Consider the following 19,644-nt stretch of genomic DNA (forward strand, 5'->3'; position numbering starts at 1 on the left):
TCCCACTACAAGTCTCTGGGATCGTGATGTGAAGCATGTTCCTGCGGAGGTCAATCTTCGGTGGTTAATTGGCGGGAAAGATATTCCTTGACGCGCTCGAGCTCAATGGAAACTTGTTCAACCAATCCATCCACTTGATCGACCATATTCTCTCTGCCTGCAATTTCCAGTTTGGCGGTCAGTTCCGCTAATGTGCCGGCATTGAAGTTCAGTGAGATCCCCTTCAAGTTGTGAGCGAGTCTTCCAATTTTTTCGAGCTCTTTGTTTTCGAGCGCCGCCCGGATCTCCAAGATTCTTTCAGGTAAGTGATCTCTGAACTCCCTGCACATATCCATCATAAAGCCACGGTCTCCATCGAAGCGGAACAGAGCCCCTTCCAGGTCAACGGGTGTAAGTTCGGAAGCCTGCTCATCATGATCGCCAATTTCAGAATCCGCTGTATCGAAAGATGCCGAGTTCTCGCTGTCGCCAAGCCAATTTGGGCGGGGATCTTGAAGGATGTCTTCTTCCTTGTCCGAGATTTCTTCTTGCGGGGCGACCACAACTTGCGGCTGGGAGGACGTGTCTTGGGTCCAACGGTCGAGGACATTGAACAAGACGCGCGGTTCAAGAGGTTTTGTTACATAATCATCCATGCCCGCTGCGATGCAGCGCTCCCGGTCACCTGACATGGCATGCGCGGTCATGGCGATGATCGGAATATGCTGGCGCCTGGGTTGCTCCCAGATTCGGATTTGGCGCGTGGCTTCAAAACCATCCATGTCCGGCATTTGAACATCCATCAGCACCACGCTGTATTGATTTGTTTTTACTTTTTCAAAAGCCTGTAGCCCTGTCTCAACCGCGTCCACCGAGTGACCCGATTTTTGCAGTAACACGATTGCGAGTTTTTGGTTGATCGGATTATCTTCCGCCAGCAGAATGCGAAGAGTACTCTTCCTCTGTTCCGCAAGAACATGGCGGGTGATAAGCGGAGGTGCTTGATCTTCCTTGCGCTGCAGGACCGCAGAGACGGCATCAAAGAGAATCTGCTGTTTTACTGGCTTTAGCAAGTACCCGGCACATCCAAGTGCCTCGAGCCGGGATGCATCTCCACGCTGCCCCATTGAAGTCAGGATGAGGATCTTTACATCCTTAATCGCTGGATCGCTTTTGATCGCCCGGGCGGTTTGCTCGCCATCCATGACGGGCATTTGCATATCCAGCAGAATGACATGATAGGGGTCGCCTGCGCGGTGGGCAGACCGAAGAACTTCAAGCGCCTTTGCGCCGCTGGAGACCGCATCCACACGCGAGCCAAGGATTTCGGCATTTCTGGTAAGCACGATGCGATTGGTTTGATTGTCGTCCACAACAAGAATGCGGGCATAGGATAGGTTGACCGGGTCGAGTTTGAATGGAGCCTGACTCAGATTTTCTGAAGATTGTTTTTCAAAAGTGATATTGAACCAGAAAGTGGAGCCGACCCCTGGCGTGCTTGTGAGCCCGATCTCTCCACCCATGATCTCAACCAGTTGTTTGGAGATCGCAAGTCCCAATCCCGTGCCGCCATAGGTGCGCGTGGTGGATCCGTCTGCTTGTGTGAATCTCTCGAACACGGCAGACTGCCGATCATGCGGAATCCCGATGCCGGTATCTTGAACGGAAAAGCGGATATGAGCCTGAGTTTCGCTTTGTTCGATGGTTTCAGCGCGAATGATGATCTCGCCTTGGTGTGTAAATTTAATGGCGTTGCCCACCAGATTGACAAGGATCTGGCGCAGCCTGCCCGGGTCACCGCGCAATTGAGCCGATAACTCAGAATCGATCAGACAGGCAATCTCGAGTCCCTTGTCTTGGGCGCGTTTGGCGAGTGTGTAAGCGACGTCCTCGATCGCATTCCGTAGATCGAAATTTATCTTTTCGAGATTCAACCTGCCCGATTCGATCTTGGAAAAATCCAAAATATCGTTCAACAAGGATAGAAGGGCTTCAGCGCTATGAAGCGATGTTTGCAGGTAATCACTTTGTTCCGCTGTGAGGCGGGTATCAAGGGCAAGTTCCAACATTCCAATCACCCCGTTCATGGGAGTGCGGATCTCATGACTCATGTTGGCGAGGAATTCGCTTTTGGCCCGATTGGACTCTTCGGCTTCACGTTGGGCACGCATCAATTCAGAAATATCATGATACATTGCAAGCGTACCTGTCTTTTGTCCATTTACAAATACCGGAACGCCGAAGATCTCAACATCCACCATGGAGTTGTCTTTGCGTTTTCTTTGGCCCATGAAATGGACTGCCTGAGTCTGGACTGTTTGGGTGTATTGGAGTGCCTTCTCTCGCGCCGCTTGATCTGTGATCAAGTGATCCAGGTCTAAGCCCATGATCTCCTCGCTGGCATACCCATACAGGTCTTCAAATGCCGGGTTGGCAGAAAGGATCTTTTCCTGATTATCCAGCACAACGATCGCCACCGGACTATTCTGCACCAGAGATTCAAAATATTGTTTTTCCCGAGCCAGATCCTCCGCGTTCCGCTTGTACTCGGTGATATCGCGCGCCACCCAGATCACTGAGTCGGATGTCATGGATGAAACCAGGGCAGAGAACCACACCACCTCATTGTTGATCGGCAGGCTGTATTCCACGCTGGTCACGCCGCCGTTTTGCAGGGTGCTGCGAATATTTTCAAGGAAGAAATTCGCCTGTTTAGGCGGGAAGACCTCGGTCACTTTTTTGCCAACAAGATCTTGTGGGGCGCGTGAAAGTTTTGATTGGCTGGTCGGTGCGATTCGTAAGTACCGACCCTCATGATCGTAAACGATGATCACATCGGTCATTGCCGAGAATAATGCCCGCATTTGAGCCTCGGATGCGCTCAGTGCATCCAGCGCTTCCTTGCGGGCAGTGATATCCTCTTTGACCGCGAGATAGTGCGTCATCTCTCCATGCTCATTAAGGATGGGCGAGATCGTGGCAGATTCCCAGAATAGCTCCCCATTTTTTTTCCTGTTATGAAATTCGCCGTGCCATTCCCTGCCTGTGGAGATGGTCTCCCAAAGTCGCTTATATTCCTCGGGGGTGGTGTACCCGGACTTCAAGATACGCGGATTTTGCCCCTCCACTTCGTTAAATGTATAGCCGGTTATCTCGCTAAATTTTTTGTTTGTGTATTCGATATTACCGTTCAGGTCTGCGATGACGATCGTGGATGCACTTTGCTCCACCGCTTGTGATAATTTGCGAAGCTTCTCATTTGCCTCTACCCTCTCGGTGATGTCATGCAAAAGGTAGACCACGTTCTCGGGTTCGCCTGGCACGCGGATCGGGTATGCGGCCGTGTCATAAAAACGCCCCTGCCATCTAAGTTCTTTGACCGAAGAGTTACTCTTTTTGTCGGCATCTAAAGCCAGAATTTCTTTCAATTGATCGCTGTTCTTCATGGTAAGCAGCGGACCAAACCGGTCCATCGCCGCTTTGTTATATCGATTGCCCCGTCCTTGTTCGTCGATGATGATGATCGGGTCTGAGAGTGCGTCGAACGTGGTCTCCCATTCTTTTTTGATTCGGGTCATGATCAGGTTCGAACTACGCTGCAGCCCAACCATCCCAAATAAGATTCCGAATCCAAATGGCGCAAGGTCCAGCAAGTAAAAGACATAATGATTTCGATGCAGATATAGATAGGACCAGTAGGAGAATGGCAGGTTCTGTCTCTGCATCTCAAGCCAGAGACCTGAAAACATAAAAATAAAGCCAATCAAAAAACCAAGGATGGCGGCGGTGTACATTGAACGATTTTTACGCCACGACATTTTCTGCCTCTATGAATATACAAACCATTTCTTGCTCGATTGCCTGCATTGGCGTTTGATCCCTGCGATCGCGGAAGACGGATCTCATTTGGGCGGCATTGCCGTTGGCTCAAAGCGAAGTTCACCTACCTGAAGCTCCGAAGCTGTATTGACTCGAATGACGACATCGCGCCCGATAAAATCATCCGCGATGATCAGAATTTGATCTCCAGCCGGAACACCGCTCAACTCAAAATACCCGTTTTCATCAGTCTCCACGGCTAACTCGGTGCCAAGGATGAAGACACTGCCGTGGAAAGGCTGCCCGGATTCGTTGGTTACTCTGCCGCGCACCAACCCGGTGGCGGTTAAATTTTCAATGACATGGGTATTTTTCAGGATCACAAAGACCGCGATCAAAGCAACGATGGAAGCGATTCCAGAAAGCACTGCTCGAAATTTTTTGCGCCGGATCTCAGGATTTGGCAGAGGGTCTGGCATTCCGTTCTGAAACTGGTCAAAGGAGGGGGATTGATCAAAAGACATGGTTGGCTCCCGTTACGGATTTCTGGTCATGCTGAAATCATTGATGCAGGCAAATGTGCTATCCCATGACCGAAGTCCCACACCGCCAATCGGGTAGGTTTTGTCCTGGGCGGTCAGCACCTGCACACCATCCATGAAAACGGTGAATGTTTCACCCTTGACTACGATCTTGAAATCATGGGGAATGTTGTAAATGGCGGTTGAAATGGCGACCCTGCCAATGGGTGCGATCACTTCCCGCCCATTGATCCATCTGCGAATCAGGAGAGTATTCCCCGCCCCAGGATCATATTGAAATGCGTAACCATCGAGACCTCGCTCTGTAAGAATACTTCGGAAGTAAATTCCATATCCATTGCCTTGCGTCAGGGTGACGCCGTTCAAGTTGATCGTATAGTCTGAATATATTTTTTGAGTCGAGCATGTATTTATGATCTGCATATACCCCGATACGCACATCTGCCCATTTTGAAGGCTGGGTGACCCGCTTAAATTCTGCCAGCCGCTCCCATTTCCGCTGAAATCATCCTGACAGTAGATTTCTTGCCCGCAGGCCCGCCCGCCGCTTATGCCATTCGCGGCCTGGCAATACAGGTCGGTGATCGATGTGCCCGTTAAGTTGAAGATCAGAATGAGCCCTCCGACGATCAAGGCGAGCAACAAAGCGTATTCTGTAACCCCCTGCCCGGGTTGAAAATTCAAGTTTGATATTTTCTTCATGTGCTACTCCAGAGGATCGTTATTGTGATCAGAGCAGTAAGGTTATGATTTTTCCTGTCGGGCGCTGGCCCGCTTTTTGACCCGCTTGTATCCTTCCCCAACAGTCTCTGGTGGATTTTGTTTGTGATCGTCCTTGCTGTAAAGGTATGCCATGTCTTCAAGGAAAGCGCCGAGCGGTTCTAAGGGCGTCTGCAAGGTGGATGGCTTGCCGTACATGATCGAGGAAACAACGGAGTCTCCTGCATATGGAATGACCACCCCAAGTTCCCGTTTCAACGCCCCTTCAATCGAAGCCTTGGTCAAACCCTTTCCCTTCCACGTCCAATTCATGATCAGCGTGGTGCGGTTTGCCGGGTAGTTCAAGCGCTCAAATGTCATTAATGCATTGGATGCGCATCGTACCGCGGCGGTTTCAGGGGTTAGAAGCAGAAGGATCTGATCGGACATATCCAACGCTTCGATCGTGGTCTCGGAAAAATCATGCGGTAGATCCACAACCACATATTCATACCGGCTTTGAAGCAGCTCAATGACCTTTCGGACATAACTTGCATTGATCAGTTCAGCATCCTCGGGTCGGCGGGGGGCAGCCAGAACATGCACTCCTGCGCCATGCTTCAGAAGGACGGAATCAAGCAAGACCTTGTCGATCTCACTGGCGGGAGACCGCCCAAGGTCTGCCCAGGAATTACGAAGTGGAAGGTCGAGCAACAGGGCGCTTTGCCCGTTCACGAAGGCCAGGTCCACAAGCACGGAGGGGGCTCCCCAAATTTGTGGAAATGATGCCGCCAGGTTCGATGCAAGCATGGATACCCCCACGCCTCCACGCAAAGAAAAGACCGCGATCACCTTCCCAGAGACGGGATGTGACTGGGATGTTCCGCGATCTGTGACCCTTTTCAGTAATGCCCGAATCCTTGCCCGCAGCTCCTGCGGCTCAAAAGGCTTTGCCAAAAAATCATCAGCCCCTGAGTCGAAAGCCTTTATCTTATCTTCCACGCTGCTCAGAGTGGTGAGGATGATGATCGGAATATTTGCCGTGATCGGGTCGCGACGAAGATGCCCGCAGAGCATATAGCCGTCCATATCAGGCATCATGACATCGAGAATCGCAAGTGCAGGCGGGGATATTTTTATCAGTCCTAACGCCTCCATTCCGTTCCGGGCGGTCACTACCTCGTAGCCGTCCTTGGCGAGAATGGCTCCCACCATCTTCAAATTTAACTCGGTGTCATCAACGACCAGAATCCGCAAAGACATGGAATCTCCTTTTGATACAAAAAGACGTGCAGGCTGCCTCGAAAATTATGGCTTAATCATTTTTGGTATCAATAAAATCGCGGACTAGTTGTAAAAATAATTCAGTGCGAGTCTTTGTCTTGTTGCGCAATGGGGCTTACCCAGATCACAGGTTATATATTTTGGGGTAGTCTTCTGATTACGGGGATAATATACAGTTCTTAAGCAGTAGTTTCCACAATAACTTCATAAGTATAAGTATCCTCAGTAGATACACCAATAGAGAAAATACTTAATTGAAGTTCGTATTACTACTTAACTCAAGAAAAACAAAATGGTATGGGAATTGGGTCCAGTTGCCATGAAATTTACAGCACACTGCAAGGACTCATCGAGACCTGATGGCTCGATGTGCTGGAATACGGCGCGGCGTGAAGATCAGCCGGTGTTACGTGTTTACTTTTTCAAAGATCGACATGGACACAGGAATTTCATAATAAGCCTGTGAAGCGCAAGCCTTGCAAAGAATCTGTCCATCCTTGTGCACTTCACGTTCGTTCATGATCTCCTCGCCGCATACTTCGCAATTGACACGCATCCCGGGGCGTGAGACGATCTCTTCGATGGGTGTTGCGAGTTGTACTTCGGTTACAGTAAACATCACATCATCCGGCATAACTTGATACGCTTGCATTTGAGCAGAATAATGACGGAATTCGTCTGGCGCGAACTGATATGCCCGCTCACGAATATCCGAGGCGGGCGCAACGCGGACCGCCAGCCCGGTTTGGGTATCCACAAAGGTTGCTGACGTCTTGCCGTAATCTTCCACGCGCAAGGTGCGATGACCGACCGCGCAATTTGTTGCGGCGGTGAGCCCGTCTGCAAAACAACCATCTGTTTCAGTGATGACCAGCAGTCGTTTGCTGCCTTCATTGGCGGGTAAACCCAATGCCTTGAGTCCACACAGCCCTATGCGCACGCCAAGGATTTGACGCGGGCAGAGATGAGAATGTTCACGGGAGGATTTTTTGAGATATTTGATTAGTTTCATGTTTGCAACAAAAACGCTGTCTCAGAAATGAGACAGCGCAAAATAAACAGGGCGGAGTCTCCTTTCCAATAGGGGGATGAAGATGTTTCCATCTTCACCTGGACTGGGTGGGTACTCAGTCAGTCCTGTCGCCGTGCGATGATGGGTAGGCGGTCAGGCTTCGGAGAGATGTTTTCAGTTTATCGTATTCTTTAAATTTCAAACAGTGCCACAAATCACTATTTACCGCCCTGTCTGCTGTTCACTCGTTCCATATCACTTCTGTTCGCTTCACTTTTAGGCAACCTTCAACGCACTAAAAAGTGACATCTGTCATATTCATATTTTTGAATGTAAAGGTGTATTATGTATTCAGGATTATGAATATGAAAAAGTCATCCATCCCCGACCTTTCTGAAAAACTAGCCGCGCCGCTGCAAGCCATTGCTTCACCGCAACGCATTGCCATTCTGCTCGCCATTGGCAAGGGTGAAGCCTGTGTCTGTCACCTTGAATCTGCCCTCGGTTGGCGGCAGGCGTACATCTCTCAGCATTTGATGACGCTTCGCAAAGCGGATATTTTGCAGGATCGCCGCGAAGGGCGTTATGTTTATTACCGATTAAAAACCGCGTCTTACCTGGACCTGATCCTTGATTCAGCGCCTCTAAGCGGACTCTCCGCTGAAACTGTCTCGGCGGTCATTAATACCAAAACCTACCCCACGTGTGAATGTCCGCATTGCACGCCCGCGGTCATTACTGTCGAGAGTCTCAAACTTGTATAAAGGCATCCTCATGCAAATCAATCTCACTCAACCTCCTCTGCAAAAGAATCCAGAACTGCGCTCATGGACGTTGGTCGCGCTCGCCGCCATCTTGTGGGTGGTTCTCTACAACATCATCCAGCCAATGGCAGACTGGCTGGCATACGGCTTGTTTGCTTTGGAACACGGCTCCCGTCTGGGTGAATCGCTGGCTTTCTTTTTTTATGATGTACCCAAATTACTGCTTCTGCTAAGCGGAATGATCTTCGTCATCTCCCTTCTTCAAACCTTCATAGACACTCAAAAAGTTCGCACGCTGGTCGAAAAACGCGGCGAAGGGATCGGTAATCTCATGGCTGCGTTTTTTGGCGCGGTTACCCCGTTTTGTTCCTGCTCGTCCGTGCCGCTCTTTATTGGATTTGTGCAGGCGGGCATTCCCTTGGGCATTACGTTGACATTTCTGATTACATCGCCTTTGATCAGCGAAGTCGCTTTCGTTATGTTAATTGGACTGTTCGGCTGGAAGATCGCGCTGCTGTATCTGCTTTCGGGCGTCACGATCGGAATGATCAGCGGATTGATCCTGGGGCGCATGAAACTGGAACGCTATGTTGAAGGCTTCGTGTACGATATCAAACCGCGCGCCAACGTCGACTTGATGCTCGAAGAAAAACTGACCTGGTCAGACCGCATCAACCGCTCATGGGACAGCGTAAAGGAAATTGTCAGCAAGGTATTCTGGTTCGTCATTTTCGGAATTGCCATAGGTGCCGGAATTCATGGCTTTGTACCGGAAAACGCGCTGACCGGTATCATGGGCAAAGATGTCTGGTGGTCTGTGCCTGTATCAGTCCTGATCGGCATCCCGCTATACTCCAATCCCGCCGGAATCATCCCGATCGTCAGCGCGCTTTTGGATAAAGGCGCATCGCTGGGCACGGCGCTTGCATTCATGATGTCGGTGATCGGCTTGAGTCTGCCCGAGGTCATCATTCTGCGTCGGGTGCTCAAACCGCAGTTGATCACTATTTTTATCGGGGTGGTCGCCGCGGCGATCATTCTGACGGGCTATCTGTTCAATCTGGTCATGTAAATTTCTGCAACAAAATCACAAGGAGATCTCAAAATGTTAACCATCAAAATTCTAGGTTCAGGCTGCGCCAACTGCAAACGATTGGAGCAGATCGCCCGCAAGGTCGTGGAAGAAACTGGAGCACAGGCAGAAGTGATCAAAGTGACCGAATACCCCGATATCATGGCGTATGGGATCACATCCACGCCGGGGCTGGTCATCAACGAGAAGATCATGTCTTATGGAAGAATTCCCACGCCCGCCGAAGTGAGCACCTGGGTTACCGACGCGATACAAACTGCGTGATTTTCTTTAACGAGACGATAACAATGATCCTTCATCTACTCGATAGAATCATCAAAAAATCGAGGAGAGCTAGCTCATGAAACAAGTTTTATTTTTATGTACCGGGAATTCCTGCCGCTCGCAAATGGCGGAAGCGATCGTCAATGCGCGGATGGGTGGGGAGTGGCAGGCGGTTAGCGCGGGGACAAAACCCGCGGGCTACATCCACCCCAAAGCATTGGCTGCGCTCGCAGAAATCGGGATCAAGCACGAGGGCAGGTCGAAGCACGCAGATGAATTTCAAGGCATGGACTTTGACCTTGTTGTCACGGTCTGTGATTCGGCGGCGGAGGAATGCCCCGTTTGGTTGGGAAAAGGAAAGAGGATCCATCGTAGTTTTCCCGACCCTGCTGTGACGGATGATATGAATGATTTTCGCTCGGTGCGCGATGAGATTGCGCGTGTGATGACCGAGCTGCTATCGAAATCTTAATCAGGAGAAACCCATGACCCAGCAAACCAGTGTTTCAAAGCAACTTTCTTTTCTTGACCGCTATCTGACATTATGGATCTTCCTTGCAATGGCGGTAGGTGTGTTGATCGGCTATTTGTTTCCAGATGGAGTCAATCAGTTCAATGATGCGGTGACGGTGGGGACGACCAACATCCCGATCGCGATCGGCTTGATCCTGATGATGTATCCGCCGTTCACCAAAGTGAAGTATGAAGAACTCGGCGAGGTCTTTCGGAATAAGAAAGTGCTCACGCTCTCTCGTTCAGAATTGGGTGATCGGTCCGGTGTTGATGTTTGCGCTGGCTGTCATTTTCCTGCGCGGATATCCCGAATACATGGCAGGGCTGATCATGATCGGGCTGGCGCGCTGTATCGCGATGGTCATCGTGTGGAATGAATTGGCACATGGCGATACAGAATATGCCGCCGGGCTGGTAGCCTTCAACAGTATTTTTCAGGTCTTGTTCTACAGCGTGTATGCCTGGGTGTTCATCACGGTGCTGCCGCCGCTGTTCGGTCTGACGGGCTCGGTGGTGGAGATCACGATCGGTGAGATCGCAAAGAGTGTATTCATCTACCTGGGCATTCCCTTTTTGGCTGGTTTTCTGACCCGCTTCATTATCTTGAAATTCAAGAGCAAGGAATGGTATTACTCCCAGTTCGTTCCGCGCATCAGCCCGCTGACGCTGATCGCTTTGCTTTTCACCATCATGGTCATGTTTTCTCTCAAGGGAAATCTCATCGTGCAGATCCCCGGCGATGTCATTCGGATCGCCATCCCATTGTTGATCTACTTCGTGGCAATGTTCCTCGTCTCTTTTTGGATGGGACATCGACTTGGTGCGGACTATTCCAAGACTACTACGTTATCCTTTACGGCAGCCAGCAACAACTTTGAACTGGCAATTGCCGTGGCGGTGGCTGTCTTTGGTATCAATAGCGGCGCGGCATTCGCGGCGGTCATCGGTCCGCTGGTAGAGGTGCCCGTCATGATCGGGTTGGTCAATGTGGCTTTCTGGCTCCAAAAGCGTATGTACGCGGGTGGTGTCGGGTCAGCGCCGGGGATGCTTGCCGCGGCGCAGGAAGTGTGCCCGCCGGATGAAAAACTGGTGAAATAATATGCAACAAAAAAGACGGAGAGTTCTCTCCGTCTTTTTTGTTGGACGACCTGTACTGTAGAAATTCGTTTAACTTTTCAGTTGAGTCAACTGTTCCACCATTGACCAAAGCTGGTCTCGGGAATTTCCATCGAGCACCGCAGGCGACCATGCGGCTTCTTTGCAATTCGTATCTAAATATTTTCCCGTCACACCTTCGACCTCGGGTGAAGATGCAAGATAGATCGACGAACGCGAAGCCTTCGCCGCAGATTTACCGCCATCTTCGCGCACCATCAATTTGAAAAGAGGGAATGCAAAACGCATAAATCCGGGCAGCATTTCGGGCGTGACACTGCGGGTCATGTTCGTGCTGGCTTGCCCCGGATAGCAGACGTTGATCGTCACATCTTTTTCGCGCTGGGCAAACTCGTACATCAATACCATCATCGCCAGTTTGGTTTGGGAATAGGTATTCAATCCGTCGAACGATTTTTCCGATTGCAGGTTGTCCATATCCAACTTTGCGGGCACATCGCCACCCATGAGCGTGACCACTCTCGGCGATGAACTTGCCTTCAATGAATCCATCAACAGGTGGGTGAGCAAAAATGGCGTAACCACATTCACCGCAAAATTGGATTCGATTCCGTCTACAGTTAATTCTCTTTTAGAGGATGCCAGCCCTGCATTATTGATCAACACATCGAGACGATCATACCGCGCCTTGAACTGCTCGGCTAAAACGTGGACATTTTTCTGTGCTGACAGATCGCCGATCAGCAATTCCACGTTTGCATTGCCACTTGCTGCTTTAATTTCAGCCACCGCTTCTTCGCCGCTTTGCTTGCTTCTGCCAGTGACGACAACCCGCGCACCCATTTTGGCAAGCGCCAACGCGGTTTGCTTTCCAATTCCGCTGGTCGCGCCAGTAATCAGGACAACTTTATCTTTCATCTTTTATTCTTCCTCTGTTTTATTTGCCAAAAATTCAGGAACCACGAACGCGAACGGCATGACCACCATGATAGTCAACGTGATGGGAACCCAAACGAAGGCGAGTGCCGCTGAGCCGAGATTGATGAGCAATGCCATCCTATCCCGCTTAAGGCGCGTTTGTTTTTCTTCAGCAGTTAAAGTGCTGGACGCAAGATCGCTGTCCACAAAAGCGTGTTTCCACAGCGCGTTAATCATAAGCGAAGAGAGCGCCATGTTTAATGGGTAGAGCGCAACCACAAACGGATTCATCATATAGTCACCGATGAAGGCGGTGATGAAAGGGAACAGGCTGGAGAAGAACAGCAGTCCGATATTGAGCCACAGCAGTTTTGTATCCACTTTTTTGATCTGGTGGATGATGTGATGGTGGTTCACCCAAAAAATGGCGATGATGAAGAAACTGAACAGGAAGGCGAAGAACTTTGGCGCGAGTTGAATCATGCTTGCGCTGAATGCGGCAAAGGAACTATTTTCCAATTCAGGGACGTGCAGTTCGAGTACGAGAATTGTCAGGATGATGGCGAACATGCCATCGCTAAATGCTTCGAGGCGGGATTTGGTCATGGGAAATTCCTTTTCTACCACGGAGTGTCACAAAGGGGCACAAAGGAAGACCTTTGCGACACTTCGTGTACTTCGTGAGTAATTATTTTCTTGCCAATGTAATTGCGTGTTCGGGGCAGGCTTTTGACACACAGCCCGCAGGCGCGACATTGTTCAGGCTGGACGAGTAATGCCTGCTGCCAGCCGTGCGCTGTCCCTTTGAGTCTGCCGATGAAAGTCAGTCCCGTTCTCAGGTCGGTTGGAAGCGTTTCCACTTTGAATATGGAATACGGGCAGGCGGGGACACAGTCCGCTTTGCCTTCGCATTTGTTTCGGTCAATCACTGGGATGAAGACGCCAGGTTCCTGGCGGCAGGTGGATGTATCAGACATTAGGAATTCCTTTTATTTCTGTTTCTGTGTCCGCTTCAACACGGCAGAGGTAATGGCAAACGGCAAGCCGATGAGGATAATCATGCGGACGGTGGAAGTGGCAAACGCGGTCAGGAATTCGGAAATGTTCGTCGGGGCTGGACCCACTTCGGGCGGAGTCGAGGCGGCGCTTGCGCGAATCCCTTCTGCCCATGAAGCGTCCGCGAGGAATTGATATCCAAACATGAGGATGGCGGCAACGAGCAAGATCGCCAGCGCGGGGAGGATGTATTCTTTAATGAAGTTCATGATTAACTCACTTGTAAAACGTAGCGTCGGAAGTTGGAGACGATCCACTTCCAGTGCATGGTGAGGTGAACACCGAACATGAGCATGAGCAGGTTTGCCATGCCTGTGTGCAGTGTGCGCCAGAACAGGTCAATTTCAAGGTGAATACCGAGGGCTGGCAGAACACTTTCAGAGAGCACCGCGCCAGAGAATGAGACGAAGATCATCAGCAGGAAGAGAGCCGAATCCCAGATCTGGTTGAAGCGTGTTTCGCCTGGCAGTTTTTGGAACAGCCGTGAAAATACGCTGACGATCCATTTCCAGTTGAGGGTGAGATGAATCAGGAAGGGCAGGGCGAAGATGAAACTGATCCACTCGTGATTGGGAATGCCCGTTGTGCCTGGGATATTGATGGCAACGAAGAGAATGAGCACAAGGATGTCGAGAAAGAGTTTGAATTGAGTGAGGCTGAATTTTTTATTGGTATTCTGCATAAAAAAACCTTTTATATTCCTACAGACTGGGGTTGAATATAAGATAAACCTTAAGGCTATTGTTACAGACTTAAGGTCTTCTTTGGATTGACGAACGATCTGCTTAAGCAGGGGAGGGATTACCCCGCTTTTTCAGCGGCGTGCTTTTCCCCAATGATCTTGAACAAGCGGCTGATGACAAAGCCTTCGATCACAAGCAAAACTGCAACAAAGATCTTTTCGTTCAAGAGCCCGCCTGTGACGAAGTTGGTGATCAGGTCTTGCAGTTCGATCAGGAAGCGGATGATGAAGGTCACCGCAAACGACTCAGGGACGCCACCAATGGCGACAAGGATCAATGCCACACCGAGGGCAACGTTTCTAACTGTAAACATCATGCCCATGGTTTGGTTGGCTACAGAGTCAAATGCGAACCCGTGGACAACCATGTCGGGTTTGAAATATCCGGCGATGCCAATGCTCAATGCAAATAAGCCGAGAACGCCTGCCAGAATTCGTATCCATTGCGGAATTAGTTTTGCCGAGTTACTCATAATATTTCTCCTTGAGTTTGTGATAAAATTTATGTGACTAATCACGTAATTCTTATTATATGTGCGTGAGCACGCATCTGTCAAGAGCGAAAGGAGATTTTCATGGGAGACGGATTTACAGAAATCGAACAGAATGCCTGGGGCGGGTTCCTCGGTGTTTATGGACGCATGAACCGCATGATCGAAGAGGATTTACAGTCACATTCGCACATCACGCATGTGGAGTTTGAGATTTTGCTGCGGCTTTCGTGGAATGAGAATCATCGGGTGCGGATCCAAGACCTGGCTGCTGAGAGCGTTCTCACGCGCAGTGGAGTAAGCAGAGTGGTGGAACGGCTGGAGAAGGCAGGTTTGGTCACGCGCGAAGAAGCGCCCGAAGACCGTCGCGGCGCGTATGCTGTGTTGACCGCAGAAGGCGCTGCGAGATTTCAAAAAGCAGTCAAGGCGCATGTCGCTTTTGTGAGAGAAAACTTTCTCAGCAAGTTCAGTGATAAAGAGTTGAATCAAATGTCGGCGTTTTGGAAGCGGTTTGAAGAAACAGAATAGTTCTTAAGATTTTTTATTTCTCTAGTGCATGGATGGCGCAGATGGGGTAAGTCTTAAGAGTTCTCTGGTCAAATAATAAGCCTGATTCTAAAATCAGTTGATGCCATATCAAAAGATTAAAAGTTACCCGTTCTTAAAAACGGGTAACTTTTTCTAACACGAATTGATGCCTCTAAAACATCCTGCTTACTTGGATTCTCCATCCCCTGTAGTTGAGATACCGATGTTTGTTTGTTCGGTCGGGACATTATTCTGAAGAACATCCCAATGCTCAACGATCTTGCCGTTCTCAACCCGGAAAAGATCAAAGGCAATGACCCCTGGTGCGTCCTTACTCGGTTTAAAGGTTTCCAAGCTTTCAAAGTGAAAAATACCGTGCAGTAAAACCAGGTCTCCATCGGCAAATGCCCGAATAGGTGTGTACATTTGAAAGCCTGGTGCGCCAAAAACACCAGCCAATTGTTCCAGACCATTCCAGCCATCGGTACCAAAGCATAATGGTTAATCGTAGTTTTCCGCGAAAATTGATTTAATTACCTTGGTATCACCATTGCTTAGCGCAACCACTGCGCCTTGAAATGCCCGGCTAAAGCACGGACATTTCAAGGCGCAGAAAGATCGCCGATCAGCAAGTCAACTTTTGCGTTGCCGCTTAGTTGTTTAATTTTGGTAACGGCTTCTTCTCAGTTTTGTTTGCTTCTACCCGTGACGACAACTTGCGCGTTTATTTTCGCCAGTGATTAGAACTGTTTTATTTTCCATTGATATATTGTAATTTATCGGAATTGTTTTTCGCCGTGCAAGTTGAAGCATCTTTTGCGAGTCGGGTGTTGTGCTGATGAATTTTATCTCCCAATCACCTCCACCTGTGCTGGTTATGAAGGAAAGAAATTTTCCGGGAATTCAAAACCTCAGATAAAAATAGGATCCTGCATGATCGCTTTCAGCGCGGATATTTCCGCCATGTAATTCGACGATGGATTTTGCGATCGCCAATCCCAGCCCTGATTCATTTCCGCTTCGGGATTCATCGCCGCGATAGGAACGCTCAAAGATATGCGGCAGAGATCTCGACTAGGATCCGCTGCCATTATCGATGACGCTCACGCTCAGACTCCCATTGAATTGCTTCGCTTCGAGACGAATCTCCCCGTCTGCGGCAGTGTACCGCAACGCGTTGCTGACGAGGTTTCCCAACACCTGTTCCATGCGTGTAGGGTCGAGATTGATCTCTGGCAGGTTGGGTTCGATTTCTACCTTCAAGTTGATCTGTTGTTGTTCTGCCTGATGACGATAGGCTTTTGCAACACGTTCGAGCAATTCAGGGATCGATGTCGGTTCGAGGTGCAGTTTCAATTCGCCCGCATCCGCAAGGGATAACGTTCGCAGGTCTTCGACGAGATGCTGCAGGTGAGGCGCTTCGGCTTGCATGACAGCAAAACGTTCAGGCGTAGGTTTGAGCTTTCCATCTTGCAGGACTCAAGATAACCGCTTAGCACTGTCAACGGATTGCGCAGATCGTGGGCAATGTCGGCGGTCATTTGTTTGCGCGAGCGGTTTGCGCCGGGCAAGGTCGGCGCTCATTTGATTGAAGGCTTGCGCCAATTCGCCGAGTTCATCTTCCGAGCGGACGGGGACTTGCTGTTCCGAGTTGTCCTTGCGCCATGCTGCGCGTAGCGGTGGTCAGATCTCGCACGGGGCGGGTGAGCGAGCGTGCCAGTAGCAAGCCGGATCCTAGTGCGACTAACATTCCCACAATGCCCGCCAGCCAAAATCCGCGGTTGATCTGGTCTACATATTTTTGGTCGATCGGGTTGCGGACGAGCGGCTGCCCGGTGGAAATGATTGTGCCGAAAACTTCGCCGCCGCTTTCGATGGGGATGCCTTTATCCAGTGTGCCTTGCTTCACCTTTCACCGACTGTATAAGGTGCAGATGCAATAATCACTTTACGATCAGTATTCACCAATACAAAGGCTGCGGCGGCGGGTTGACTTCATTCAATGGGGGCAGGAGTTGCTGTTCGCGCAGGTAATTATCCACGCCATCCCAGGTGCGATTTTCAAGGTAATAATTATTTGCCGCCACTGCAAAGTCATTTTGGCGTTGAACTTCCAGATATTGATTGAACTGGTAGTTGATCAACCCCATATCAAAGTCACCGCCAGCCCAATGACGATCAGGCTGAGGAGCAGGAGCGGGTGAGTTTGTGGGTGAGGTTCAAGTTGAAGGTTCCAGTGTGTCAGGTTCCACGTTCCAAGTTTCAGGTGTCAGGTGTCAGGTTGATTTTAATCAGAGGTAAATTTGTAGCCGACTCCAAACACGGTGATGATGAATTGCGGGTCGGATGGGTCTTGCTCGATCTTGGTTCTTAAATTGCGGATGTGGACATCGATGGTCCGCTCGACGCCTTCGAAGGTGGTGCCTTGCAGTTTGAGCAGCAGGTCGGAGCGGGAGAAGACTTTGCCAGGTGTAGACATGAGCACGTAGAGCAAGTCAAATTCGGAGGGGTGAGGGAGGCGGGTTCGTCATCCACCGTGACGGTGCGGAGTCTTTATCCAGGGAGATACTGCCGATCTTTAGCGTATCCAACTCGAGCGGAGTGCGAAGCGCGCGGCGTAAAACGGCGTGGATGCGGGCGGTCAGTTCCTTCATCCCAAATGGCTTGGTGACGTAATCATCCGCGCCGAGTTCGAGTCCCAGCACTTTATCGGTCTCATCTAATTTCGCAGTAAGCAGAATAATGGGCGTTTCGCTTTCTTTGCGATAGGCTTTGATGAAGTCGTAACCGCTCATCTCGGGCATCATGATGTCGAGCAGAATGAGGTCGGGCTTTTCTGCGCGGGCGGCGTAGAGGGCTTCACGTCCGTTGGCGGCGATGATCACGCGGGAAGTTTTCGGCTTCGAGATATTCGCGCACCAGGTTGCCGATGTTTGCTTTATCGTCGGCGACGAGGATGGTTTTCATGCGCCCATGATAGCAGAAAGATGTTCAGAAGTTGTTAAAGTTACTTCTTTTTTTAGATAATTCATAATTATTGAAAAACTTCATCCACCATGCGGTCACGCATGGGTGGGAATCAGCTTCAATCTTCCGTTGTGGAAGAGGATATGGAGTGTGTTTACCATCGCCAGCGCCGTTCCTGCGGACAAAAGCGGTTCGCGGTTTTCAAAAACGCCTGACGCCATACCCAGTTGAAGCAAGCCTGCCAAATGCCCAACAGTGTTCAACGTCCGCTGTCGGTTTTTCTTCGGGGCTTTCGATTCCAAATTCAGGCATGACCCAAGTCAGGCGGTACAGGTTGGGGTTCTCGTGCGCAAAATCAATATAAAGCCGCAGAACATCTTCCACAACCTGCACAATATTTTCGGGTGTGGCGCGTTGCTCGAAGACTTGCTGCTGTGCCTGCCACTTGGATAATTCGCGTTCGCGCAGGGCGCGCAAGATCGCTGCGTGATTCTCGAAGTAGGTGAATAGCGACATGTGTGCGACTCCCAAGTCTTCGGCTATGGCGCGGGAGGTGAGTGCTTCGGGTCCGGACTCCTGCAAAATGGAGAGGGCGACATCGAGAATTTTCTCGCGGGTGGCTTCAAGTTGGGCGGGGTCTTTTTCGGTCGAGGCATAGGTCAGTTCCTATTGGGTTTGGAATGAATAGATTAGGTCAAAACACTTGACTTATTATTTATACCATGTATAATTTATACGTTGTATATATTATATCACAAGGAAAGACAGTGAAAAGAGTAATGAAATGGTTGGGGATAATTTTAGCAGGCAGTGCCCTGCTGTTAGCGATATTTGTCTGGGTCTATGCCCCCATCCGCGCTAAAAGACTGGCGGTGCAGTACGAGAAATTCCGCGCTGAGCACCAAGCCGAGCATGACGCGATCGATGCTCAGTTCAACCAACACGATACGGTTGTGAACGGGATCAAATGGCATTATGTGGAAGAAGGCAACCCGGACAGCGAGGTCATTCTCTTTCTGCATGGTCTTCCCGAAGGCTGGTACTCATGGCGCTATGTCCTGCCGCTGGTTGACCAGAACTACCGCCTCATCGCCATTGACATGAAAGGCTATGGACGCTCGGATTTACAGGATGAAGATTACAACTGGCACACGGTTGCCGGTCAAATTGTGGATTTGATGGACAGTCTAGGTGTCGAAAAATGTTATGTTGTCTCGCACGATTGGGGAACGATCATTGGCAGTGTGATGGTTAGTGACCACCCAGAGCGCATCCTCGGGTACATTCGCATGGAAGCGGATTTGATTCAAAAAGGAAATCAGTACAACACCACCGCCTTCCGTTTATCTTGAAAAGCCGCAATGGCTCCTGTTCCAAAACAATTGGATCGCATCCTATCTTTATCAGGATGCAGGCTGGTTGATCGACACCATTTATCCCGGCCGTATGACGAGCACTTTCAAACAGATAGACCGTGACTATTTGGTCTATGAATATTCCAGACCGGGTGTTGCCATAATGAACCCAAAATATTTTCTAACGAATAATTGGGACCTGAATACTGCCATCGGCAAAATTTGTAAAAATGATTTTCCTTTTCCAGTTCTGCAACTCCAGGCAGATAGTGACCCCGCACAACCCCAATCCATTTTCGCAGATATTGCCAGCGAATGTCCCAACGTTCAATTGGAATGGGTGACAAATGCCAGCCATTTCGACAACTTCGACCAGCCCGAACAAGTGGCTGACGCTATCAATCGCTTTGTCCAAGCGCAAAAGGAAAATAACATGAAAAAATCTTTGAAACATTACTGCCCGCCAAAGTAGACAATGTCATCCGCGGGACAAAATCCCGTT

24 protein-coding genes, 2 pseudogenes and 1 riboswitch are annotated in these 19,644 nt (G+C 49.9%); of the genes and pseudogenes, 8 read left to right on the plus strand and 18 right to left on the minus strand.

The genetic code is table 11. From position 1 onward, the window contains the following. Window positions 1–50 precede the first annotated feature (50 nt). The 5 genes from IPG80_RS00735 to IPG80_RS00755 form a co-directional block, all read right to left on the minus strand. The gene (locus IPG80_RS00735; RefSeq protein WP_345101614.1) at window positions 51–3,797 is read right to left on the minus strand and encodes a PAS domain S-box protein; all 3,747 of its coding nucleotides are present in this window, start codon (window positions 3,795–3,797) and stop codon (window positions 51–53) included. Between the two features lie 84 nt (window positions 3,798–3,881). Beyond that, the gene (locus tag IPG80_RS00740; protein ID WP_345101616.1) at window positions 3,882–4,322 is read right to left on the minus strand and encodes a hypothetical protein; all 441 of its coding nucleotides are present in this window, start codon (window positions 4,320–4,322) and stop codon (window positions 3,882–3,884) included. A gap of 12 nt (window positions 4,323–4,334) precedes the next feature. Further along, a complete protein-coding gene (locus tag IPG80_RS00745; RefSeq protein WP_345101619.1) occupies window positions 4,335–5,042 on the minus strand; it encodes a hypothetical protein in 708 nt (235 codons plus the stop codon). Window positions 5,043–5,084: 42 nt separating this feature from the next. Continuing rightward, on the minus strand, window positions 5,085–6,302 hold the full coding sequence (locus IPG80_RS00750; protein ID WP_345101621.1) for a response regulator: 1,218 nt from the start codon (window positions 6,300–6,302) through the stop codon (window positions 5,085–5,087). A 427-nt stretch (window positions 6,303–6,729) separates the two neighbouring features. Continuing rightward, window positions 6,730–7,335 (minus strand): FmdE family protein, encoded by a 606-nt coding sequence (locus IPG80_RS00755; RefSeq protein WP_345101623.1) that lies wholly within the window; start codon window positions 7,333–7,335, stop codon window positions 6,730–6,732. A 42-nt stretch (window positions 7,336–7,377) separates the two neighbouring features. After that, a riboswitch (molybdenum cofactor riboswitch) is annotated at window positions 7,378–7,513 on the minus strand. Between the two features lie 187 nt (window positions 7,514–7,700). On the opposite strand from IPG80_RS00755, the gene IPG80_RS00760 reads away from it, so the two are divergent. From IPG80_RS00760 to arsB, 5 genes and pseudogenes are all read left to right on the plus strand, one after another. After that, window positions 7,701–8,099, plus strand: a complete 399-nt coding sequence (locus tag IPG80_RS00760) for a metalloregulator ArsR/SmtB family transcription factor (protein WP_345101625.1) — start codon at window positions 7,701–7,703, stop codon at window positions 8,097–8,099. A 10-nt stretch (window positions 8,100–8,109) separates the two neighbouring features. Next, window positions 8,110–9,171: a permease gene (locus IPG80_RS00765; RefSeq protein WP_345101627.1), complete on the plus strand. Its 1,062-nt coding sequence runs from the start codon at window positions 8,110–8,112 to the stop codon at window positions 9,169–9,171. A 33-nt stretch (window positions 9,172–9,204) separates the two neighbouring features. After that, a complete protein-coding gene (locus IPG80_RS00770; RefSeq protein WP_345101629.1) occupies window positions 9,205–9,456 on the plus strand; it encodes a thioredoxin family protein in 252 nt (83 codons plus the stop codon). A 76-nt stretch (window positions 9,457–9,532) separates the two neighbouring features. Further along, the gene (locus IPG80_RS00775) at window positions 9,533–9,928 is read left to right on the plus strand and encodes an arsenate reductase ArsC (RefSeq protein ID WP_345101631.1); all 396 of its coding nucleotides are present in this window, start codon (window positions 9,533–9,535) and stop codon (window positions 9,926–9,928) included. Window positions 9,929–9,941: 13 nt separating this feature from the next. After that, window positions 9,942–11,067 (plus strand): annotated as a pseudogene (gene arsB, locus IPG80_RS00780) (ACR3 family arsenite efflux transporter). Between the two features lie 69 nt (window positions 11,068–11,136). On the opposite strand, the gene IPG80_RS00785 reads toward arsB, so the two are convergent. From IPG80_RS00785 to IPG80_RS00810, 6 genes are all read right to left on the minus strand, one after another. Further along, the gene (locus IPG80_RS00785; RefSeq protein ID WP_345101633.1) at window positions 11,137–12,003 is read right to left on the minus strand and encodes an SDR family oxidoreductase; all 867 of its coding nucleotides are present in this window, start codon (window positions 12,001–12,003) and stop codon (window positions 11,137–11,139) included. A 3-nt stretch (window positions 12,004–12,006) separates the two neighbouring features. Next, a complete protein-coding gene (locus IPG80_RS00790; RefSeq protein ID WP_345101635.1) occupies window positions 12,007–12,609 on the minus strand; it encodes a TMEM175 family protein in 603 nt (200 codons plus the stop codon). 14 nt (window positions 12,610–12,623) lie between these two features. After that, complete coding sequence (locus IPG80_RS00795; RefSeq protein ID WP_345101637.1) at window positions 12,624–12,980, minus strand: 4Fe-4S ferredoxin; 357 nt, start codon at window positions 12,978–12,980, stop codon at window positions 12,624–12,626. A 12-nt stretch (window positions 12,981–12,992) separates the two neighbouring features. After that, on the minus strand, window positions 12,993–13,268 hold the full coding sequence (locus IPG80_RS00800; protein ID WP_345101639.1) for a hypothetical protein: 276 nt from the start codon (window positions 13,266–13,268) through the stop codon (window positions 12,993–12,995). 2 nt (window positions 13,269–13,270) lie between these two features. Beyond that, window positions 13,271–13,741 carry a DUF4405 domain-containing protein gene (locus IPG80_RS00805; RefSeq protein WP_345101641.1) on the minus strand — a complete coding sequence of 157 codons (471 nt, stop codon included), beginning with the start codon at window positions 13,739–13,741 and terminating at the stop codon, window positions 13,271–13,273. A 119-nt stretch (window positions 13,742–13,860) separates the two neighbouring features. Continuing rightward, on the minus strand, window positions 13,861–14,274 hold the full coding sequence (locus IPG80_RS00810; RefSeq protein ID WP_345101643.1) for a hypothetical protein: 414 nt from the start codon (window positions 14,272–14,274) through the stop codon (window positions 13,861–13,863). A gap of 102 nt (window positions 14,275–14,376) precedes the next feature. On the opposite strand from IPG80_RS00810, the gene IPG80_RS00815 reads away from it, so the two are divergent. Continuing rightward, the gene (locus IPG80_RS00815; protein ID WP_345101645.1) at window positions 14,377–14,820 is read left to right on the plus strand and encodes a MarR family transcriptional regulator; all 444 of its coding nucleotides are present in this window, start codon (window positions 14,377–14,379) and stop codon (window positions 14,818–14,820) included. 186 nt (window positions 14,821–15,006) lie between these two features. Here the strand turns inward: IPG80_RS00815 and IPG80_RS00820 are convergent, their stop codons facing one another. From IPG80_RS00820 to IPG80_RS00850, 7 genes and pseudogenes are all read right to left on the minus strand, one after another. Beyond that, window positions 15,007–15,246: an ester cyclase gene (locus IPG80_RS00820; RefSeq protein WP_345101647.1), complete on the minus strand. Its 240-nt coding sequence runs from the start codon at window positions 15,244–15,246 to the stop codon at window positions 15,007–15,009. Between the two features lie 477 nt (window positions 15,247–15,723). Then, a pseudogene (locus IPG80_RS00825) lies at window positions 15,724–16,251 on the minus strand (HAMP domain-containing sensor histidine kinase). Between the two features lie 184 nt (window positions 16,252–16,435). Next, complete coding sequence (locus IPG80_RS00830) at window positions 16,436–16,729, minus strand: HAMP domain-containing protein (protein ID WP_345101649.1); 294 nt, start codon at window positions 16,727–16,729, stop codon at window positions 16,436–16,438. A gap of 52 nt (window positions 16,730–16,781) precedes the next feature. Further along, window positions 16,782–16,970: a hypothetical protein gene (locus tag IPG80_RS00835; protein ID WP_345101651.1), complete on the minus strand. Its 189-nt coding sequence runs from the start codon at window positions 16,968–16,970 to the stop codon at window positions 16,782–16,784. 137 nt (window positions 16,971–17,107) lie between these two features. Next, window positions 17,108–17,299 carry a helix-turn-helix domain-containing protein gene (locus IPG80_RS00840; protein ID WP_345101653.1) on the minus strand — a complete coding sequence of 64 codons (192 nt, stop codon included), beginning with the start codon at window positions 17,297–17,299 and terminating at the stop codon, window positions 17,108–17,110. Window positions 17,300–17,315: 16 nt separating this feature from the next. Further along, the gene (locus tag IPG80_RS00845; RefSeq protein WP_345101655.1) at window positions 17,316–17,705 is read right to left on the minus strand and encodes a response regulator; all 390 of its coding nucleotides are present in this window, start codon (window positions 17,703–17,705) and stop codon (window positions 17,316–17,318) included. 283 nt (window positions 17,706–17,988) lie between these two features. Beyond that, window positions 17,989–18,450: a TetR/AcrR family transcriptional regulator gene (locus IPG80_RS00850; protein ID WP_345102342.1), complete on the minus strand. Its 462-nt coding sequence runs from the start codon at window positions 18,448–18,450 to the stop codon at window positions 17,989–17,991. Between the two features lie 104 nt (window positions 18,451–18,554). Here IPG80_RS00850 and IPG80_RS00855 point away from each other — a divergent pair, with 104 nt between their 5' ends. Both IPG80_RS00855 and IPG80_RS00860 read left to right on the plus strand, forming a co-directional pair. Further along, a complete protein-coding gene (locus IPG80_RS00855) occupies window positions 18,555–19,139 on the plus strand; it encodes an alpha/beta fold hydrolase (RefSeq protein WP_345101657.1) in 585 nt (194 codons plus the stop codon). A gap of 67 nt (window positions 19,140–19,206) precedes the next feature. After that, window positions 19,207–19,614: an alpha/beta hydrolase gene (locus IPG80_RS00860; protein ID WP_345101659.1), complete on the plus strand. Its 408-nt coding sequence runs from the start codon at window positions 19,207–19,209 to the stop codon at window positions 19,612–19,614. Window positions 19,615–19,644: the final 30 nt, after the last annotated feature.

This window comes from Candidatus Villigracilis vicinus (genome assembly GCF_016702885.1).
GTDB lineage: Bacteria > Chloroflexota > Anaerolineae > Anaerolineales > Villigracilaceae > Villigracilis > Villigracilis vicinus.

Coding starts and splice junctions, on each gene's coding strand:
- IPG80_RS00735 (WP_345101614.1), bottom strand. CDS start 3,797: ATGTCGTGGCGTAAAAATCGTTCAATGTACACCGCCGCCATCCTTGGT.
- IPG80_RS00740 (WP_345101616.1), bottom strand. CDS start 4,322: ATGTCTTTTGATCAATCCCCCTCCTTTGACCAGTTTCAGAACGGAATG.
- IPG80_RS00745 (WP_345101619.1), bottom strand. CDS start 5,042: ATGAAGAAAATATCAAACTTGAATTTTCAACCCGGGCAGGGGGTTACA.
- IPG80_RS00750 (WP_345101621.1), bottom strand. CDS start 6,302: ATGTCTTTGCGGATTCTGGTCGTTGATGACACCGAGTTAAATTTGAAG.
- IPG80_RS00755 (WP_345101623.1), bottom strand. CDS start 7,335: ATGAAACTAATCAAATATCTCAAAAAATCCTCCCGTGAACATTCTCAT.
- IPG80_RS00760 (WP_345101625.1), top strand. CDS start 7,701: ATGAAAAAGTCATCCATCCCCGACCTTTCTGAAAAACTAGCCGCGCCG.
- IPG80_RS00765 (WP_345101627.1), top strand. CDS start 8,110: ATGCAAATCAATCTCACTCAACCTCCTCTGCAAAAGAATCCAGAACTG.
- IPG80_RS00770 (WP_345101629.1), top strand. CDS start 9,205: ATGTTAACCATCAAAATTCTAGGTTCAGGCTGCGCCAACTGCAAACGA.
- IPG80_RS00775 (WP_345101631.1), top strand. CDS start 9,533: ATGAAACAAGTTTTATTTTTATGTACCGGGAATTCCTGCCGCTCGCAA.
- IPG80_RS00785 (WP_345101633.1), bottom strand. CDS start 12,003: ATGAAAGATAAAGTTGTCCTGATTACTGGCGCGACCAGCGGAATTGGA.
- IPG80_RS00790 (WP_345101635.1), bottom strand. CDS start 12,609: ATGACCAAATCCCGCCTCGAAGCATTTAGCGATGGCATGTTCGCCATC.
- IPG80_RS00795 (WP_345101637.1), bottom strand. CDS start 12,980: ATGTCTGATACATCCACCTGCCGCCAGGAACCTGGCGTCTTCATCCCA.
- IPG80_RS00800 (WP_345101639.1), bottom strand. CDS start 13,268: ATGAACTTCATTAAAGAATACATCCTCCCCGCGCTGGCGATCTTGCTC.
- IPG80_RS00805 (WP_345101641.1), bottom strand. CDS start 13,741: ATGCAGAATACCAATAAAAAATTCAGCCTCACTCAATTCAAACTCTTT.
- IPG80_RS00810 (WP_345101643.1), bottom strand. CDS start 14,274: ATGAGTAACTCGGCAAAACTAATTCCGCAATGGATACGAATTCTGGCA.
- IPG80_RS00815 (WP_345101645.1), top strand. CDS start 14,377: ATGGGAGACGGATTTACAGAAATCGAACAGAATGCCTGGGGCGGGTTC.
- IPG80_RS00820 (WP_345101647.1), bottom strand. CDS start 15,246: ATGTACACACCTATTCGGGCATTTGCCGATGGAGACCTGGTTTTACTG.
- IPG80_RS00835 (WP_345101651.1), bottom strand. CDS start 16,970: ATGGGGTTGATCAACTACCAGTTCAATCAATATCTGGAAGTTCAACGC.
- IPG80_RS00840 (WP_345101653.1), bottom strand. CDS start 17,299: ATGTCTACACCTGGCAAAGTCTTCTCCCGCTCCGACCTGCTGCTCAAA.